The sequence below is a fragment of the Epibacterium sp. Ofav1-8 genome (genome assembly GCF_022348185.1).
In the GTDB taxonomy this organism is placed as follows: domain Bacteria; phylum Pseudomonadota; class Alphaproteobacteria; order Rhodobacterales; family Rhodobacteraceae; genus Epibacterium.
In genome coordinates this window covers 96,886-114,405 of sequence record NZ_JAKRFD010000006.1, presented here as the reverse complement: position 1 = coordinate 114,405, position 17,520 = coordinate 96,886, and the positions used below count along the sequence as shown (strand labels likewise).

Here is a 17,520-nt window from a genome sequence, read left to right as displayed (position 1 = left end):
CGCAAGCCTTTGAAAAAATAGATATAAGTCTAATAATTTTATGGAAGATTGACTATTGTCGAGGCGCGCGCCCCTCGACACTCCTGAATACCGCAGATCAGCGCAGCCCCTGCATACCCAAACAGAGATCGGGCCTGCGCGCCCCAACAGGATCAGCCTGGACTGTTTCCGGCCATCTGACAGCGCAGACAGCACCCGGTTTTGCGAATCCGCGATCAAGCCAAGCGCTCAGGCGGACTGTGCCAACCGTTCTTCGGTGGCTTTTGCGAACTCGGCCACGCGCTGGCGAAACTTCCGGTTCAGCTTGTTGCGGGCGAGCTTCAGAGACTGGATCAGCAAACGTGCCGCAAGTGTCTTGGGCGTCAGATCAACCCGCACGGTCATCCGCGTGCGGCGCGGCGACAGGGCCAGCAGCTCCACCCGCATGGTCCCGCTCATGCCATTCCCCTTGGCCAGCACGGCAATCGCATTTGGCCTGTCGTGTTCCTGCAGGGAAACCGTCATCTGGCGCTGGCTGCCGCGAAACACAAAGGCCACCTCCCAGGCAAGCCCGGGCGCAGGGGCGACCACCTCACCGATGCGCTGAACCTCGGCCCCACGCCGGATGGCGGATCGCTCGAACGCCTCGAAATCTGTAATGGCAGCAAAGGCCTGCTCGATCGAGCAATCGATGTCTTCCTTGGTTTCGAAATGCATGCTGCGCCTGCTCCGTCACAGTTTACTCATCACATCCGCGCTGCGGGCGGATCGCCGTCGGGGTCACAATAGATCATGTCCGTTACCCGAGTGTATCCGCAACCCAGTTTTCCAAGAGAAAACCGGCAATCGCCCCCTTGCGCGGTTTCTGCACCTTCGGGTGCTGCCCCGAGATCATATCCATGACCTCTTGCCGGGTCAGCCAAAGCGCATCTTCGATTTCGCTGGGGTCAATCACGATGTCGCTGCTCAGCGCCTCACCGTGGCAGCCCAACATCAGCGACATCGGAAAGGCCCAGGGCTGACTTGCCAGGTAGCTGACCGGACCCACCTCGATGCCGGATTCCTCGAACACCTCGCGGCGCACGGCGGCCTCAAGTGTCTCTCCTGGCTCAACAAAGCCTGCCAGCAGCGAATACATGCCGTCTGGCCAGCCCGGAGACCGCCCCAGCAAAACGCGATCCCCACGTGTGATCAGCATGATGACCACCGGATCGGTACGCGGGAAATGCGGCGCGCCGCACTCCGGGCATCGCCGCTGCCAGCCGGCCTGCTCGATCCGGCTCGGCGCACCGCAGCAGGCACAGAAACCATGGGTGGCGTGCCAGCCCAGCAACGCCTTTGCGGTCGCGGCCAGCTCCGCCTCCCGCGGGGTCAGCTGCGTCATCACCGCGCGCAATTCCGCAAAGACATGGTTCTGCGGCAACTCCGGGTGATGCTGGAGACTGGGATCAAGGAATGTGCCAAGGGTGGTCGCTTCGGTTTCGTCCGGTGACCAGTCCTGCACATCGACGGCGAAATATCCCGCGTCTGAGCCCTCCGCTGCCCCGACCGCATCGCAGCTTGACGCGTCGGCGCACCCCAGAAACAGCGCGGTCTCGCGACGAGAGGCCACCAGCGGATGGCTGGTCGACACAAGCGCCAGCCCTTCGGGGGCGGAGTCCGGCGTATTCTGCAGGCAAAGTGGCTTGCCCTGCCACAGCAGAAGCACCCGACTTGCGGGCGCGGACCACAGGCGTTCCAGCGCCTGAGCATCACCGCGGACATGCGCCGCGCGATCCAGTCCACTGCCACCAAATGTGACCTGCTCCGCCCGCTTCATCATCGTCCTGCCCCGTTGTTGAGTATCCGCCTGCGCCCTGTTCGGCACGGGATGACCGACGTTGAACCATCGGTATGCAGACAGGCGATGCCGCATTCCCGACGGCGACTCAAGCAAAAATGCCACGGTTCACATTTTCTCGCAAAAAGCTGAACTGGAGGGTTCCGCCTGTTGCACAAGCCTGTTTTTCTCGGCGTTAACGAATTCGCACCCACCTGCGGACACACCGGTCGAGCAGCCGGAGCAGCGGGGGAAGCGATGGGCGAAGAACGGCACGTGATGACAGGTTCAGACAAAGGCATGGATGCAATGCACCATGCCAGCCATGGCACGGATCAGGTGGCAGGCCGGTTGCGGGTACTGGCCACAACCGATGTGCACAGCAACCTGCTCAGCCATGATTATTACGCGGATTCGTCCAACCCAGCCTTTGGCCTGAGCCGCACCGCAAGCCTGATTGCCCGCGCCCGCAGCGAAACCGACGCGATGGGCGGCGCCACACTGTTGCTGGACAATGGCGACTGGTTGCAAGGCACCCCCCTGGCGGAGACCGCCGCCGGGCAGGCCGGCATAGTGCCTCCGGCCATTCTTGCCTTTGCCGAATTGCGATATGATGCGGTGGGACTGGGCAATCACGAGTTCAACTTCGGCCTTGATGCGCTGTCACATGCGCTGGATGCCCTCCCCTGCCCGGCTCTGTGCTCCAACCTGCGCGCGCTGGATCCATCGTTGGAGTTGCCAATCAAGCGCAGCCTGGTGCTGACCTGCCAGATTGCCGGCGCCGATCAGCCTCCGGTGCGCGTCGGCCTGTTTTCGGTCCTGCCGCCACAAACAATGATGTGGGACGCAGATCACCTCGCGGGGCGGGTCGAGATCGACGACATGGTGGACTGCGCGCGTCATTGCATCAGCGATCTGCGTGCCGCAGGTGCAGATGTGGTCATCGCGCTGGCTCACACCGGGCTGGGCGCGGCCGAAGCCAGCCCCGGAATGGAGAATGCGCTGCGCCCGATCAGCGCGCTGCCCGGGCTCGACGCGGCGGTGGGGGGGCATACGCATCTGCTATTGCCCGCTCCGCACGGCCCGCAAGAGGCTCTTGACGTGCCGGTGGTCATGCCCGGCTTCGGGGGCTCGCACCTCGGGGTGATCGATCTGGATCTAGTGCAGGAAAACGAAGGCTGGAAAATCGTTCGCTCCCACTGTGAACTCCGTGCGGTGGGCACCCGCACGTCGCAGGGCGTGCACCCCCTCGCCCCGGAGGACCCCGGCCTGGTCGATGTCCTTGCTCCGGCCCACGCTCACACCCGTGCTGAAATGGCCAAGCCGGTCGGCTGTGCATCGGATGCGCAGCATTCGTATTTCACATTTTTCGGACAGGATCGGGCATTGGCGCTGACCGCTGCGGCGCAGGCTGCCGCAATCCGTCCGGTGCTGGCGGAATCCGCCTTTTGCGACCTGCCCCTGTTGTCGGCTGTAGCTCCGGCCAAATTCGGCGGTCGTGCAGGACCCGACAACTACACCGATGTGCCCGCCGGTCCGATGTCCCGGCGCCACGTCGCGGATCTCTATATCTACCCCAACGAATTGCGATGCTGCATCGTCACCGGACGTCAGGTGCGGGAGTGGCTGGAGATGTCCGCCGGGTTCTTCAGCCAGCTGACCCCGGAGGCACCGGCGATGCCGCTGGTGGATCCGGATCGCGCCGGACACAATTTCGATGTGCTGTTTGGCCTCGAATACGAAATCGATCCCACCGCCCCCGCATGGTTTGACGCTGCCGGACGGCGGCGCCACGACGGGCCGGGGCGTATCCGCAATCTGCGCTGGCAGGGCACCCCCCTGTGCGACACACAGCGGTTCGCGGTCGGACTGAACAGTTACCGCAGCAGCGGCGGCGGCAATTTTCACATGCTGGACGGAGCCGCGTCGCTCCCCCTGGCCCGACAGTTGGTGCGAGAGGCCGTGACCGCCTATGTGACCGGCCTCCTGCCCGAAGACCCCCTGTCCGCCGCCCCGTACCCCTGGCGTTTTGCCTCTGGCCTTGGAGTCGAAGCGGTCGCCTTGACCGGCCCCGGCGCACGGGCCAGGCTGCATGAGCTGCCACCCCAGGTCGCCCAGACGGCACGCATGCTGAACAGCGGTTTTCTCGCGCTGACACTGTCGCTCTGATCCCTCCCTGAGGGGCAGGAAACCCGCGCCTGCGGGTTGTCATCCCTTCGTCACTTGCCTATATCGGGATTCGAGAGGTTGGCGCGGGCAAGCGCCTCGCCAACCTGGTCAGGTCCGGAAGGAAGCAGCCACAACGAGCCCCGCTTGGGTCGATGTCCAACCTCTCACTTTGCATTGCCCCGCCATTGGCGGGGTTTTGCGTTTCTGCCGCCTGCCGAACTGGCTCACAGATCGCAGCTTAGCCGGACGCTGGCGGCGCTGTGCGGCGCGGGCCGTAGGCCCAGGCGATCTGGGCGTCGGTCTCGATCGCGCAGGGGCGCACCAGACGCAGACGATGGAGCGCGGCGTCGGGCCGTTCCCCGCTTTCGATCATCAAGCGCAAGGCCACCATGCCGGACCGTCCGCAGCCGCCCCGGCAATGCACCAGCACGCGCCCGCCACCGGACAGGGCCTGCCGACACAGCCCGCTGATGTCCGCCCAACGCTCCTGCTGATCCGCTGTAGGCGTCTGGTAGTCCTCGATCGGCAGATGAAACCAACGACTGCCGAGGCCCTGAATATCACAGCCCAGCGTCTCGGTTCCGAGAATGACCTGCTCCACCCTTGTGGTGAGCGTCACCACGATCGAGGCCCGCCACTCTCGTATCAAACGCAGGTCTCCGGGGTAGTCTCCGCCGGCACCGGGCGCCTGGCTGAGCGCCAGGATACCCTCACCAATGGACAGGGCATGAAGAGACAGGGTTTGCGCAGCCTCTTGCGGCTGCAAATCGGAAACACTCACCATTTACCTTCCCCCGGAAGCGGCGCGCTTGTCCGCGCGCAACAGGCGTTGCTGCATCATAGACTCGGCAACCGACGGATCGGTAGCCTTTTTTGCAGAGGCTCCCTCGTCCTGCGCCGCAACAGTGGTGGACGAAGCCGCCAACCGACCTTAGTTTGCACAAGACCATTGGCGCGGGCTGCGAATCCGGCGATGCGCCCCAGAAGACCACCCGAAAGGCCCTCATGAGCGAGCACAGCCCCGAAACCTCCAGCGCACCGCAAGGCGGACAATATCAGGTTCTGGCACGCAAGTATCGGCCCGAGACCTTTGCCGATCTGGTCGGTCAGGACGCGATGGTGCGCACGCTGAAGAACGCCTTTGCCGCAGATCGCATCGCGCAGGCCTTCATCATGACAGGGATTCGCGGCACCGGCAAAACCACCACCGCGCGGATCATCGCCAAGGGGATGAACTGCATCGGTGAGGACGGTCAGGGCGGCCCGACCACGGAGCCCTGCGGTAAATGCGAACATTGCGTGGCGATCATGGAAGGTCGCCATGTGGATGTAATGGAGATGGATGCCGCATCGCGCACCGGTGTGGGCGACATCCGCGAGATCATCGACAGTGTGGCCTATCGCGCGGCTTCGGCCCGCTACAAGATCTACATCATCGATGAGGTCCACATGCTGTCGACCTCTGCCTTCAACGCGCTGTTGAAGACGCTTGAAGAGCCACCGGCGCATGTGAAGTTCATCTTTGCCACCACCGAAATCCGCAAGGTGCCCGTGACGGTGCTGTCGCGCTGTCAGCGGTTTGACCTGCGTCGGATCGAGCCGGAGGTTATGATCGATCTGCTGCGCCGGATCGCCACCAATGAGACTGCCGAGATCGCCGAGGATGCGCTGGCGCTGATTACCCGCGCGGCAGAAGGGTCCGCACGGGATGCGACCTCGCTGCTGGATCAGGCGATCAGCCATGGTGCGGGGGAGACCACAGCGGATCAGGTGCGCGCGATGCTCGGTCTTGCGGACCGGGGCCGGGTGCTGGATTTGATGGATATGATCCTGCGCGGCGATGCGGCGGCGGCCCTGACGGAGCTGTCCGGCCAATATGCCGAGGGCGCGGACCCGATGGCGGTGCTGCGCGATCTGGCCGAGATCACCCATTGGGTGTCGGTGGTAAAGATCACCCCCGATGCGGCAGAAGATCCGACCATCAGCCCGGATGAGCGCGCCCGTGGACAGGATATGGCAGCGCGCCTGCCGATGCGGGTGCTGACGCGCATGTGGCAGATGCTGCTGAAAGCGCTCGAGGAAGTCGCCGCCGCACCCAATGCGATGATGGCGGCAGAGATGGCTGTGATCCGCCTGACCCATGTGGCCGATCTGCCCTCGCCAGAGGAACTGGTGCGCAAACTGCAGGACACCCCCCCGCCGCCCCATCCAGGTGGTCCGGGTGGGGGACACCCCATGCAAGGCATGGGGTCGCCTGCGGCGGGCGGGGGGGGCGGGGCTCCGGCTTACGCCTCCGCCCCGCCGCAGGGCGCCCCCGGCGGTGGCCCCAATGGTGGGCACACCATGTCGGCCAGTGGCGGGCACGTGGCAGCACTTGCGCCGCGTGTGGACAGCGCCTTGGCGCGCTATCCGAGTTTTGAACATGTGATCGAACTGATCCGCAAACACCGCGATGTGAAGCTGCTGGTCGAGGTCGAGGGCGGCGTGCGGCTGGTGTCGTATCAACCGGGCCGCATCACGTTCACCCCTACCGCAAATGCCCCGCAGGACCTCGCTGCCCGCATCGGCACTGCCTTGCAGAACTGGACCGGAAGCCGCTGGGTCGTCTCCATCGCGCCGGATGGTGATGCGCCAACGATTGCGGAACTGCGTGACGCTGCCGAAAACGCCCTGCGTGCAGAAGCCTCTGCGCACCCCCTGGTTCAGGCCGTGCTCCAGAATTTCCCCAAGGCGAAGATCACCAAGATCCGCACGCAGGAAGAACTGGCCGCTGAAGTTCAGGCCGAGGCCCTGCCAGAGGTCGAGGACGAATGGGATCCGTTTGAGGAATAAACCCTGTCCTGGATAGGCTTCTGTGAGCCCATCGATGACCGGCCTCACCCCAGACGCTTATCAGCAACGGTTTTGCACCCGTATCGGGTGAATAGCGCCCTGTGAGCATGTTCACGGCGGATCCAATCCTGCTTTGCCCTTGCCTGCACGAGGGCGCACACGTATCTAACAGGATAAACCTGACATCAGGAGTGATAGGATATGTTCAAAGGCCTAGGTGGCCTCGGCGATATGGCCGGGATGATGAAAAAAGCCCAGGAAATGCAGTCCAAGATGGGCGAGATGCAGGAAGAGCTGCACAACATCATGGTCGTGGGCGAAGCGGGTGCAGGTCTGGTCAAGGCCACCGCCAGCGCCAAGGGTGATCTGAAGTCGCTCGACATCGACCCCTCGATCTTTAACGGCGACGACAAGGAAGTGGTCGAGGACCTGATCCTTGCCGCCGTGAAAGACGCGCAAGCCAAAGCGGCGGAACGCGCGCAGGAAGAGATGACCAGGCTGACCGAAGGTCTCGGCCTGCCCAAGGACATGAAACTGCCGTTCTGAGGCAGGTGACATGCAGAGATCAGGCGGCCCAAGGGTCGCCTTTTTTCATGTCGTCGCGGTGGCAGCGCGCGGAATGGGCCGGCAAGGCTTGCACTTCTGGGTGCGATGCGGCCTAGTTGAACAGAAGCAGAACAGGACGGCACCATGGCGGCGCAGGACAACAGTGATATCGAGGCATTGATCGCATTGATGGCCAAGCTGCCGGGGCTTGGCCCGCGCTCCGCGCGCCGGGCTGTACTGCACCTGATCCGCAAGCGTGCGCTGGTTCTGACCCCCTTGGCCGACGCCATGGGCCGCGTGGCAGAGACAGCGCGCGAATGCCTGAACTGCGGCAATGTCGGCACCAGCGACATCTGCGCGCTCTGCGCGGATGAGACACGCGCCAATGGCGAACTCTGTGTGGTCGAGGATGTGGCCGATCTCTGGGCGATGGAGCGCGCCGGCGTGTTCAAGGGCCGCTATCACGTTCTGGGCGGCACGCTGTCCGCACTGGATGCCGTGGGGCCCGAAGATCTGCGCATTCCGCGACTGGTGGACCGTGTGGCGACGGAAGGCGTGAACGAGGTGATCCTCGCGCTCAATGCCACCATCGACGGGCAGACCACCGCGCATTACATCGCCGATCAGCTTGAGGGTCGCGTTAAGCTGACCTCGCTGGCGCAGGGCGTGCCGATCGGGGGCGAGTTGGACTATCTCGACGATGGCACGATCTCTGCAGCCCTTCGGGCGCGCAAAGAGATTTAAGCCTCTCAACGCTGCCTTTGAGGAGCCGCACGCCTGCTGGCGTGGAACGCATGACACTCCCAAACCTTGAATAGACGCCCGTTCTCAGGCGGAGCGGTTTTCTGCCTGTGCTATCCAGCGGGCTGATCCTGTGGAAGCCTGCTCCCGCATGGGAATGCGCTGCGCAGCAGAACAAAGAAAGGAAGCCGCCATGTCGCAAACTGAGAATGCCATCCGTTTCGCGGAGTTGCACAGGCAGGGCGATCCGCTTGTGCTCTACAACATCTGGGATACAGCCGGTGCCAAGGCGCTCGCCGAAGAAGGCGTGCCAGCGGTTGCAACCGGCAGTTGGGCGATGGCCGCAGCACATGGGTATGAGGATGGCGAATCCATCCCGCTGGATTTCGTACTGCGTATTGTCGAGCGTATCTGCGCCACTGTTTCAGTCCCTGTCTCTGTGGATTTCGAAGGCGGCTATGCCACCACCCCTACTGCGCTTGCCGAAAACACCCGCAAATTCATCCGCGCCGGGGCCGTGGGGATCAATTTTGAGGACCGGGTGGTCAATGGCGCGGGGCTGCATGCGATATCCACCCAAGAGGAGCGGATCAGGACCATCAGAGCGGTCGCTGACGAGGAGGGCGTTCCGCTCTTTATCAACGCCCGCACAGATCTCTTTTTGGGCACCGCCCCCGCGACACACCCGGGCAAGATCCCGGACGCCCTCAAGCGCCAGGCCGCTTTTGCAGAGGCCGGGGCCAACTGCTTTTTGTACCGGGGCTGACGGCGCCCGATCTGATCGCGCAAATCATCGAAAGCGTCACAGATCCTGTGAACCTGATGATGATCGGAAATCTGCGCGTGATCGATGCAGCCACCGCACTCGGCGCATCAAGGCTGAGTTACGGTGCTGGACCGTTTCTTCAGGCGCACGCGGATCTCAAAAAGCCCACGCGAACCTACGGCCCTGAGACCCCGCTGGCGGCGGTAACACGTCGTTCAGCGTCAGGCGTGACCCGCCGCGCCTTTGGCGCGGCGCCGGGCCCAACGCCGAGCAGAGCAGCTATTGCTGCTTGGATCGGGGGCGGGAGCGCCCCCCCCACCCCGTACCAGACCTTAGCTAAAATAGGATTTGAGCGCGGCAAGGGTCGCATCAAATCCCTCGCTGGTGACGTCCTTGTGCAGTACCATGCGGATGGCCCCGGAGCCCCCAGCAGAGAGGACCACACCCGCTTTGGCCAGGACCACGCCCAGCGCCGCGTTGTCACCATCGGCGGGGGTGAAGAAGACCATGTTGGTATTGTGATCGACGGCACCTGCCCCCAATGCGCGCAGGGTTTCAGCGAGCGCGGCCGCCCTTGCATGATCCTCGGCAAGCCGGGTCACATTGTGATCCAGCGCATAAAGCCCCGCCGCTGCCAGTACACCGGCCTGACGCATGCCGCCGCCCACCATTTTGCGCAAACGGCGCGCCCGCGTGATCAGATCCTTCGGCCCCACCAGTACAGACCCGACAGGTGCCCCGAGCCCTTTGGACAGGCAGATGGAGACACTGTCAAAGCGTTTGGCAATCTCAGCCAGATCACACCCCAGTTCTGTCACTGCATTAAACACCCGTGCTCCATCCAGATGCACCGACAATCCCGCCTCGCGGGCCGGGGCGATACAGGCATCAAGGCGTGCGAGCGACACTGCCTTGCCGTTATGAGTGTTTTCCAATGACAACAGCCGCGACATCGGATGGTGCGAGTCATCTTCTTTAACCGCAGCGGCGATATCAGCAGGGTCCAACCCGCCATCCGCAGAGACCTTCAGCGGATCAAGAATAATCCCACCCAGCGCCGAGGCACCGCCTGCCTCATATTTGTAGACGTGATAATCGCGCCCGGTGATCACCTCTTCACCGCGCCCGCAATGGGCCAGCATGGCAACGAGGTTGCTTTGGGTGCCCGTCGGCAAGAACAAGGCCGCCTCCTTGCCCGCCCGTTCCGCCAGGCTCTGCTCCAAACGGTTGAGCGTTGGATCTTCTCCGTAGACGTCATCGCCAACCTCTGCATCCGCCATGGCCGCACGCATGCCGGCATCGGGACGGGTGACCGTATCGCTGCGCAGATCGCACGTCGCGCCGACCCCGGACAAACCGGAAATTTGGGTATACTGGCTCATTATCATCGTCCTTTGTTCTGTGACCACCGCGCCGATACCGCGCCCGTCCCGCGCCCGCAGCATAGTGGTACACGAACGTACCACGGTGCAATGATCGGGAGTGTTCTCGATACAATCAAAGCCGCGTGACAGGGGGCGCGCGCGGAGTGTGCATCTGCTGCAATGCCCCGACCGGCATGTTCAAGGGTCTTATCAGCTCTCTTGAGAGACCCAACAATTCTGATACAACTCAAATCACCCTGCCGCAGACGCACCGTGCGCACGAAAAATGGCCCCGCCCTCGTTGCACCCGGTATCCGCCTCAATGTCGCAGCACAAGAACGCCCAAAGCCAAAGAGCGAGATCACTGGATGCAGATTGAAGACACGGCCCTCCCGGGCGTGAAGATTATCACCCCGCAGCGCTTTGGCGATGCCCGCGGGTTCTTCTCCGAGAGCTGGAACCGCAAGCGGATGGAAGCGCATGGGATCGATCTGGACTTCGTGCAGGACAATCACTCCATGTCGGCCGAGGTCGGCACCATTCGCGGCCTGCATTTTCAGGCCCCGCCCCATGCCCAGGACAAACTGGTACGCTGCGGTCAGGGCGCGTTGTTTGATGTAGTGGTCGACATCCGCAAGGGCTCTCCCACCTACGGAGACTGGGTCGGGGTGGAGCTGACGGCGGAGAACGGGCGGCAGATGCTGGTGCCCAAAGGATTCCTGCACGGGTTCATCACCCGCGCGCCGATGACCGAGATCATCTATAAATGCACCGACTACTACGCGCCCGAATGTGACGGTGCCGTGCGCTGGGACAGCTGCGGCATTGACTGGGGGTTTTCCGGCCAGCCGATCCTGTCTGAGAAGGACACAGCCGCACCGGCGCTGGCAGAGTTCCAAACCCCCTTCACCTTCTGATTCCCATGCAAGCCCTGACCGCGTCCCAAGCCCATCGCGCCTATCTGGAGCGGACCCGCTTTGGGGCGCTCGACGGCTTGCGGGCGCTGGCGATCCTGGCGGTTCTGATCCATCACAGCGCATTGGCGCAGGGCAGTGGACCTTGGTCCCGGGGGTTTCTCGGGGTAGACCTGTTTTTTGTGATCTCCGGTTTCTTGATTACCACATTGCTCCTTCGGGAGCGGGATCGGGACGGGACGATTTCGCTGCGCGGGTTCTTCTGGCGACGCGCCCTGCGCATCCTGCCGCTTTACTACCTGGTGGTGACGCTCGCCGGATCCTATTTCCTGTTCTGGCGCGGCCATGCCGAAACGCTCCAGCTCTGGCCCGCCTATTATCTGTTTTTCGCCAATTTTCTCACCGATCACATTCCAACGCTCTATCCCACCTGGTCGCTGTCGATGGAGGAGCAGTTCTATCTGATCTGGCCCCTGGCGATGATCTGTCTTCCGCAACGTCTCTGGGGCTGGGCCCTCGGCCTCGGTGTGCTTGTGAATGTTGTCGCGGTGACGGGAGCACTGGAGATCTTTGGCATCCGTGCGTTTTCCTGGGGGCCCCTGCACGTGCATCTTCCGGATGCCACCTACGCACCGCTTCTGATGGGCGCGGGTTTGGCCCTGATGCTGCATCAGCCACGCGGGTTCGCGATGCTGTGGCGCTTGTTTTGCGCGCCCGCCGCTGCGCTGCTTTGCCTGCTGATGCTGTTATTGCTACTGTTTGGCCTCTTGCCACAGGTCCTGGCCGGTTGGCCCTATTTTCTGGTGCATCTAGCCATGACCACTTGGCTCGCAACCCTGGTCCTGCACGAAGAAGGCTGGCTTCATCCATTGCTTCGTCTGCGTCCGCTGGCCCGCATCGGAACCGTAAGCTACGGCATCTACCTGCTGCACCTCATGGTGCTGCACGTGGTGACAATCATGGCCGGACGCCTGAACCTGGCACAGGACAGCATCGCTTTCATCCTGCTGTATTGGGGCGGCACGCTGGCGCTTGCGGAGGTGAGCTTTCGCTACTACGAAAGCCACTTCTTCCGGTTGCGCAACAAACCCTTTGGACGCGTTGCAGCGCGGGGTCGATCCAGGCCATAAGACACAAAGCCCCGGTCACGTGGCTGGCCGAGCATGAAACAGCATCACGAGGCGAGGAGCGGGACATATGAAGATATTGGTGACGGGTGGAGCAGGGTTTATTGGCTCAGCAGTGGTGCGCCAGGCGATCACGGCGGGCCATGAAGTGGTCAATGTGGATGCGCTGACCTATGCGGCCTGTCTGGACAATGTCGCCAGTGTCGCCGACAGCCCACGCTATGCGTTTGAGCAGGCCGACATCCGCGACCGCGCGGCGTTGGACAAGATCTTTGCGCTGCATGCGCCGGATGCGGTGATGCATCTGGCCGCCGAGAGCCATGTGGACCGCTCGATTGATGGGCCCGGTGATTTCATCGAGACCAATGTGACCGGCACTTTCAACATGCTCGAAGCCGCGCGCAAATTCTGGGTGGCGGTGGGCAAACCTGCCCATTTCCGCTTTCATCATATCTCGACCGATGAGGTCTATGGCAGCCTGCCGGCCGATAAATCGGTGATGTTCACGGAAGAGACCGCCTATGATCCGCGCTCGCCCTATTCGGCCTCCAAAGCCTCGAGCGATCATCTGGTGCGTGCCTGGCATGAGACCTATGGGCTGCCGGTGGTGCTGACCAATTGCTCCAACAACTACGGACCCTTTCACTTCCCGGAAAAACTCATCCCGGTGGTGATTTTGAATGCGCTCGCCGGTAAGGCCCTGCCGATCTATGGCGATGGCTCCAACATTCGCGACTGGCTCTATGTGGAAGATCACGCCGATGCGCTGTTGCTGGTGTTGCAGAAGGGCGAAAACGGGCGCAGCTATAATGTGGGCGGCGAGAATGAGCGCACCAACCTTGAGCTGGTCGAAACACTCTGTGCGATCCTTGATGACAAGCGCCCGCGCGGCGACGGGGCCTCCTATAAAGAGCAGATCACCTTTGTGACCGACCGCCCCGGCCATGATGCGCGCTATGCGATTGATCCCTCCCGTATCCGCGAGGAGCTGGGTTGGCGGCCGTCGGTGACCGTCGAGGAAGGTCTGGCGAAAACCGTGCAATGGTATCTCGACAATGAGGACTGGTGGCGCGCACTTCAGTCCCGCAAGGGCGTGGGCGAGCGTCTGGGCGTTAAGGCATAAGACCTGCCCGTGCGGGCAGGGGCCTCCGGCGGAGGTATTTGGGAAAAGATGAAGAAGGGGCGGATATGAGCATCCTTGTGTTTGGCGCAACCGGGCAAGTGGCGCGGGAATTGGCGCGCTTTGAGGGGGTGATCTCTGTGGGGCGTGCGCGTGCGGATCTGTCGGACCCCGGGGCTTGTGCGGCGCTCATTCGGGAGATCAGCCCGCAGGCGGTGATCAATGCCGCGGCCTATACGGCGGTTGATAAGGCCGAATCTGAGGAAGAACTGGCCACCGTCATCAATGGCGCGGCCCCCGGTGCGATGGCGGCGGCCTGCGTGCAGGCGGGCATTCCCTTTGTCCATATCTCGACCGATTATGTCTTTGCGGGCAGTGGCACGGCGGCTTGGCAGACGGCTGATCCGGTGGCGCCGCCCAATGCCTATGGCCGCAGCAAACGCGCAGGCGAAGAGGCGGTGATCGCGGCGGGCGGGACTTATGCGATCCTGCGCACCTCTTGGGTGGTCTCGGCCCATGGCAATAATTTCGTCAAGACCATGCTGCGCCTTGGTGCGGAACGGGATCGTTTGACGATTGTCGGCGATCAGATCGGTGCGCCAACGCCCGCGCGTGACATCGCACGGGCCTGTGTCGAGATGGCAGGGCAGCTGCGTGCGGAGCCTGCAAAATCCGGCATCTACCACCTGCAGGGCGCGCCATATGTCAGCTGGGCAGGCTTTGCCGCAGAGATCTTTGCCCAAAGCAATCTGGCCTGCGAAGTGGCGGATATCCCCACATCCGACTATCCAACCCCGGCGGTGCGGCCACTGAACTCACGGCTGGATTGCACCACGTTAGAGACTGTTTTTGGCATCCCGCAGCCCGACTGGCGCAGCGGTTTGCAGGATATTTTAAAGGAGCTCGCAGAGTGACGCAGCGCAAAGGTATTATTCTGGCCGGAGGCTCCGGCACCCGGCTTTATCCGATCACCATGGCTGTCTCAAAGCAGCTCCTGCCGCTGTATGACAAACCGATGATCTATTATCCGATCTCCGTGCTGATGCTTGCAGGTATTCGCGAGATCTGCGTCATCACCACGCCGCAAGACGCTGATCAGTTCAAGCGCCTGCTGGGGGATGGCAGCCAATGGGGCGTCAGCCTGACCTATGTGGAGCAGCCCAGCCCCGATGGTCTGGCGCAGGCCTTTATTCTGGCCGAAGAGTTCCTCGCGGGCGCGCCCTCAGCGCTGGTGCTGGGCGATAACGTCTTTTTTGGTCATGGGTTGCCGAGCCTTCTGGCGGCAGCAGATGCCAAGGAGGTGGGCGGCACCGTCTTTGGCTATCACGTCTCCGATCCCGAGCGCTACGGCGTGGTCTCCTTTGATGGCGAAGGGCGGGCGCAGCAGATCATTGAAAAACCCGAAGTGCCGCCGTCGAATTACGCGGTAACGGGGCTCTATTTTCTGGATGGCACGGCGCCGCAACGTGCCAAGGAGGTCCAGCCCTCCGCTCGGGGCGAGCTGGAGATCACCGATCTTTTGCAGATGTATCTCGACGACGGCACCCTCTCGGTCGAAACCATGGGGCGCGGCTATGCCTGGCTTGACACCGGCACCCATGGCAGCCTTCTTGATGCGAGCAATTTTGTACGCACCTTGCACGAGCGTCAGGGCCTGCAGACCGGTTGTCTGGAGGAAATCGCCTATCATGCGGGCTGGATCAGCCGGGACGCGCTGGCAGATCGGGCGGACTTGTTCAAGAAAAACAGCTATGGCACTTATTTGAACCGGCTGCTCTGACGATCCCTCCTTCGGGCGGCGTCACCGCCAGCCCGAAGGGCGTTCAAACAGTCAATGCATGCTCCAGCGCCACGGCGAGCTTGTCCGTCACCTCGTCGATCTGATCATCCGTCATGATGAAAGGCGGGGCGAGCAGCACATGGTCGCCGCTGCGGCCGTCGCGGGTTCCCGCCATCGGATAGCAGATAAGCCCCGCCTCAAAGGCCGCCTTTTTAACACGTGCCGCCACAGCATGCGCAGGATCAAACGGAGCCTTGCTTTCCCGGTCCTGCACCAATTCAAGGCCACGAAACAGACCGCGACCGCGGATGTCGCCCACATGGGGATGCTGCCCGAACCGGTCAACCAGCGCGGCCTGCAGACGCTCCCCCATCTGCGCAGACCGGGCAATCAGGTCGCGTTCGAGCATCTGGGTCACCACAGCCAGCCCGGCCGCGGTTGCAACCGGATGACCCAGATAGGTGTGCCCGTGCTGGAAGAACCCTGATCCCGCGGCGATCGCATCATAGATCGCGGCAGTACAGAGCATGGCGCCGATGGGCTGATAGCCCGCACCAAGACCTTTGGCGATGCAGAGAATATCCGGTTCGACCCCATCGGCCTCACAAGCGAACAAGTGACCGGTGCGCCCCATGCCGCACATGACCTCGTCAAGGATCAGCAGCACGCCATATTGATCGCAGATCTCGCGGATACGTTTGAAATACCCCTCGACCGCCGGCACCGCGCCCAGTGTCGCCCCGACCACCGGTTCCGCCATGAAGGCCATCACGGTGTCCGGCCCCAGCCGCAGGATTTCCGTCTCCAGTTCATTGGCCACCCGTTGACCGTAGTCAAAGCTGCTCTCCCCCTCGGCCCGGTCGCCATATTCATAGCAGGGCGCAATATGCGACACGCCGATCAGCAAGGGATCGAACTGCCGCCGACGCCACGCATTCCCGCCCGCCGCAAGCGCACCAAGCGTATTCCCGTGATAGCTCTGCCACCGCGCAATCAGATGCCGGCGCTGCGGCTCACCTCGCTCAAGGTGGTATTGTCGTGCCAGTTTGATCGCCGCCTCGGTCGCCTCAGAGCCGCCGGAGACAAAGTAGACCCGGTCAAGCGCCCCCGGCGCCTGCGAGATCAGTACATCCGCCAGCGCCTCCGCCGGTTCAGACGTCATGAAGCCGGTATGCGCAAAGGCCAATTGCGCCACCTGATCCTGCACGGCCCTGATCACCGCGGCGTCGGAATGGCCGAGGCAGGAGACCGCCGCACCGCCGGAGCCGTCAAAGTAGCGTTTGCCATTGGCATCAATGAGATAGCACCCATCTCCGGCGACGGCGACCGGCGGCGTGGACTTGCTATGGCGTGGAAAAACATGGCTCATGATGAGGCTCGCAAATCTGTATCCAAGGGCGCAAGGCGATGGCCACGCGCGGCCGCCGCCTCGATGAAGGCCGCAACAGAGGCGGCATTGTCCCCCCATGGGGGCGCCCCCTGCGCGCCAAGGCTGTTTTCGAACCCGATCCGCACCTGCCCTCCGGCCTCGATCGCCGCCAACAGGCACGCATGTTCGGCCCCACCAAAGGCGCAGAGCGTCCAGTTCAGCTCCAGCGGCGCGATTTCAGTAAGGAATGCGGGCAGCATGTCCGGCCTGGCTTCCAGACCGCTGGCATATTGACCCAGAACCAGGATCGCATCTCGCATATCCTCCGGCACGGTGCCGTCCTGATACCAGCGGGTCAGCTGTGCCACGCAATCGGGCGTATAGAGGATGTGCTGCACCTCGGTCCCCGCCTCTGCGGCCACGGCATAGGCGCGCCGGGCAAGATCCCGGTCCCGTGCCATTTCCCGGACCGACACCGACGCCGCCGCCGGGCGCAAGCTCTCCAAACAGGCCAACTGTGCCGCAACGTCAAAGATCCCGGCACTCTCCGTCGTAATCTGGATCCCCATCCCGGGCGCGGCAGCGCCAACTGCCGCCAGTGCTTCGCGATACAGGCCTGCATCAAGGCTGTGACACCCATCCTGATCCCGCACGTGCATGTGCAGACGATGAGCGCCCAGGCGATGACATTCCGCTGCGGTCGCTGCCAACTCCCGCGATGTGATCGGAAGCGCCGCATGATCCGACTTGCCACGCCGGGCACCATTGGGCGCCACCATGATCCTGTAGTCCGTCACTGAATTCTCCCGTTGATGCAGATGCGCGGGCGCGCGCCAGCGACCGCATCACCCTGCCGTCAGGGGCGTTCATGCTCAAGCACTTCACCCCGCTCTGGTCGCAATTTTCTGCAAGCAGCGCTCCAAATTGGTCTCAACTCTCACCTTGAACTGGCCCTATCGCGCTCTGAGGTTTTGTTCTTTGGTGATCACTGACC

16 protein-coding genes and 1 other RNA gene are annotated in these 17,520 nt (G+C 62.8%); 11 read left to right on the top strand and 6 right to left on the bottom strand.

The window, feature by feature from the left end; all coding sequences use genetic code 11:
• Positions 1-228: 228 nt before the first annotated feature.
• A complete protein-coding gene (locus tag MHM97_RS11480; RefSeq protein ID WP_239322499.1) occupies positions 229-696 on the bottom strand; it encodes an SRPBCC family protein in 468 nt (155 codons plus the stop codon).
• A gap of 82 nt (positions 697-778) precedes the next feature.
• Complete coding sequence (nudC, locus tag MHM97_RS11475; RefSeq protein ID WP_239322665.1) at positions 779-1,798, bottom strand: NAD(+) diphosphatase; 1,020 nt, start codon at positions 1,796-1,798, stop codon at positions 779-781.
• A 279-nt stretch (positions 1,799-2,077) separates the two neighbouring features.
• On the opposite strand from nudC, the gene MHM97_RS11470 reads away from it, so the two are divergent.
• Together MHM97_RS11470 and ffs are read left to right on the top strand one after the other, a co-directional pair.
• Positions 2,078-3,967, top strand: coding sequence for a 5'-nucleotidase C-terminal domain-containing protein (locus MHM97_RS11470; RefSeq protein ID WP_239322498.1), 1,890 nt, complete (start codon positions 2,078-2,080; stop codon positions 3,965-3,967).
• A 71-nt stretch (positions 3,968-4,038) separates the two neighbouring features.
• Positions 4,039-4,137, top strand: an RNA gene (gene ffs / locus MHM97_RS11465) — signal recognition particle sRNA small type.
• A gap of 68 nt (positions 4,138-4,205) precedes the next feature.
• Here ffs and MHM97_RS11460 read toward each other — a convergent pair.
• Positions 4,206-4,751, bottom strand: a complete 546-nt coding sequence (locus tag MHM97_RS11460) for a protein-tyrosine phosphatase family protein (RefSeq protein ID WP_239322497.1) — start codon at positions 4,749-4,751, stop codon at positions 4,206-4,208.
• Positions 4,752-4,972: 221 nt separating this feature from the next.
• On the opposite strand from MHM97_RS11460, the gene MHM97_RS11455 reads away from it, so the two are divergent.
• The 4 genes from MHM97_RS11455 to MHM97_RS11440 all read left to right on the top strand — a co-directional run bounded on the left by MHM97_RS11455 (position 4,973) and on the right by MHM97_RS11440 (position 8,852).
• Positions 4,973-6,799 (top strand): DNA polymerase III subunit gamma/tau, encoded by a 1,827-nt coding sequence (locus MHM97_RS11455; protein WP_239322496.1) that lies wholly within the window; start codon positions 4,973-4,975, stop codon positions 6,797-6,799.
• Between the two features lie 201 nt (positions 6,800-7,000).
• Entirely contained in the window at positions 7,001-7,345 is a 345-nt protein-coding gene (locus MHM97_RS11450) for a YbaB/EbfC family nucleoid-associated protein (RefSeq protein ID WP_239322495.1), read from the top strand.
• Positions 7,346-7,489: 144 nt separating this feature from the next.
• Positions 7,490-8,089 carry a recombination mediator RecR gene (gene recR / locus MHM97_RS11445; RefSeq protein ID WP_065323376.1) on the top strand — a complete coding sequence of 200 codons (600 nt, stop codon included), beginning with the start codon at positions 7,490-7,492 and terminating at the stop codon, positions 8,087-8,089.
• A 190-nt stretch (positions 8,090-8,279) separates the two neighbouring features.
• The gene (locus MHM97_RS11440; protein ID WP_239322494.1) at positions 8,280-8,852 is read left to right on the top strand and encodes an isocitrate lyase/PEP mutase family protein; all 573 of its coding nucleotides are present in this window, start codon (positions 8,280-8,282) and stop codon (positions 8,850-8,852) included.
• 332 nt (positions 8,853-9,184) lie between these two features.
• Here the strand turns inward: MHM97_RS11440 and ltaE are convergent, their stop codons facing one another.
• On the bottom strand, positions 9,185-10,234 hold the full coding sequence (ltaE, locus tag MHM97_RS11435; protein ID WP_239322493.1) for a low-specificity L-threonine aldolase: 1,050 nt from the start codon (positions 10,232-10,234) through the stop codon (positions 9,185-9,187).
• Positions 10,235-10,584: 350 nt separating this feature from the next.
• On the opposite strand from ltaE, the gene rfbC reads away from it, so the two are divergent.
• From rfbC to rfbA, 5 genes are all read left to right on the top strand, one after another.
• The gene (gene rfbC / locus MHM97_RS11430) at positions 10,585-11,133 is read left to right on the top strand and encodes a dTDP-4-dehydrorhamnose 3,5-epimerase (protein ID WP_239322492.1); all 549 of its coding nucleotides are present in this window, start codon (positions 10,585-10,587) and stop codon (positions 11,131-11,133) included.
• Positions 11,134-11,138: 5 nt separating this feature from the next.
• Positions 11,139-12,260 carry an acyltransferase family protein gene (locus MHM97_RS11425; RefSeq protein WP_239322491.1) on the top strand — a complete coding sequence of 374 codons (1,122 nt, stop codon included), beginning with the start codon at positions 11,139-11,141 and terminating at the stop codon, positions 12,258-12,260.
• 67 nt (positions 12,261-12,327) lie between these two features.
• On the top strand, positions 12,328-13,380 hold the full coding sequence (gene rfbB, locus MHM97_RS11420) for a dTDP-glucose 4,6-dehydratase (protein ID WP_239322490.1): 1,053 nt from the start codon (positions 12,328-12,330) through the stop codon (positions 13,378-13,380).
• Between the two features lie 65 nt (positions 13,381-13,445).
• On the top strand, positions 13,446-14,291 hold the full coding sequence (gene rfbD / locus MHM97_RS11415) for a dTDP-4-dehydrorhamnose reductase (RefSeq protein WP_239322489.1): 846 nt from the start codon (positions 13,446-13,448) through the stop codon (positions 14,289-14,291).
• Complete coding sequence (gene rfbA, locus MHM97_RS11410; protein WP_239322488.1) at positions 14,288-15,157, top strand: glucose-1-phosphate thymidylyltransferase RfbA; 870 nt, start codon at positions 14,288-14,290, stop codon at positions 15,155-15,157. Before rfbD ends, rfbA begins: the two co-directional genes overlap by 4 nt.
• A 43-nt stretch (positions 15,158-15,200) precedes the next feature.
• Here rfbA and MHM97_RS11405 read toward each other — a convergent pair whose 3' ends face one another.
• Positions 15,201-16,526 carry an aspartate aminotransferase family protein gene (locus tag MHM97_RS11405; RefSeq protein WP_239322487.1) on the bottom strand — a complete coding sequence of 442 codons (1,326 nt, stop codon included), beginning with the start codon at positions 16,524-16,526 and terminating at the stop codon, positions 15,201-15,203.
• Positions 16,523-17,305: a 3-keto-5-aminohexanoate cleavage protein gene (locus MHM97_RS11400; protein WP_255729662.1), complete on the bottom strand. Its 783-nt coding sequence runs from the start codon at positions 17,303-17,305 to the stop codon at positions 16,523-16,525. The genes MHM97_RS11405 and MHM97_RS11400 overlap by 4 nt, the downstream gene beginning before the upstream one ends.
• Positions 17,306-17,520: the final 215 nt, after the last annotated feature.

What these genes read in the sequence shown, in the direction of transcription:
- MHM97_RS11480 (WP_239322499.1), bottom strand. Translation starts at nt 696, where the DNA reads ATGCATTTCGAAACCAAGGAAGACATCGATTGCTCGATCGAGCAGGCC.
- nudC (WP_239322665.1), bottom strand. Translation starts at nt 1,798, where the DNA reads ATGAAGCGGGCGGAGCAGGTCACATTTGGTGGCAGTGGACTGGATCGC.
- MHM97_RS11470 (WP_239322498.1), top strand. Translation starts at nt 2,078, where the DNA reads ATGACAGGTTCAGACAAAGGCATGGATGCAATGCACCATGCCAGCCAT.
- MHM97_RS11460 (WP_239322497.1), bottom strand. Translation starts at nt 4,751, where the DNA reads ATGGTGAGTGTTTCCGATTTGCAGCCGCAAGAGGCTGCGCAAACCCTG.
- MHM97_RS11455 (WP_239322496.1), top strand. Translation starts at nt 4,973, where the DNA reads ATGAGCGAGCACAGCCCCGAAACCTCCAGCGCACCGCAAGGCGGACAA.
- MHM97_RS11450 (WP_239322495.1), top strand. Translation starts at nt 7,001, where the DNA reads ATGTTCAAAGGCCTAGGTGGCCTCGGCGATATGGCCGGGATGATGAAA.
- recR (WP_065323376.1), top strand. Translation starts at nt 7,490, where the DNA reads ATGGCGGCGCAGGACAACAGTGATATCGAGGCATTGATCGCATTGATG.
- MHM97_RS11440 (WP_239322494.1), top strand. Translation starts at nt 8,280, where the DNA reads ATGTCGCAAACTGAGAATGCCATCCGTTTCGCGGAGTTGCACAGGCAG.
- ltaE (WP_239322493.1), bottom strand. Translation starts at nt 10,234, where the DNA reads ATGAGCCAGTATACCCAAATTTCCGGTTTGTCCGGGGTCGGCGCGACG.
- rfbC (WP_239322492.1), top strand. Translation starts at nt 10,585, where the DNA reads ATGCAGATTGAAGACACGGCCCTCCCGGGCGTGAAGATTATCACCCCG.
- MHM97_RS11425 (WP_239322491.1), top strand. Translation starts at nt 11,139, where the DNA reads ATGCAAGCCCTGACCGCGTCCCAAGCCCATCGCGCCTATCTGGAGCGG.
- rfbB (WP_239322490.1), top strand. Translation starts at nt 12,328, where the DNA reads ATGAAGATATTGGTGACGGGTGGAGCAGGGTTTATTGGCTCAGCAGTG.
- rfbD (WP_239322489.1), top strand. Translation starts at nt 13,446, where the DNA reads ATGAGCATCCTTGTGTTTGGCGCAACCGGGCAAGTGGCGCGGGAATTG.
- MHM97_RS11405 (WP_239322487.1), bottom strand. Translation starts at nt 16,526, where the DNA reads ATGAGCCATGTTTTTCCACGCCATAGCAAGTCCACGCCGCCGGTCGCC.
- MHM97_RS11400 (WP_255729662.1), bottom strand. Translation starts at nt 17,305, where the DNA reads ATGGTGGCGCCCAATGGTGCCCGGCGTGGCAAGTCGGATCATGCGGCG.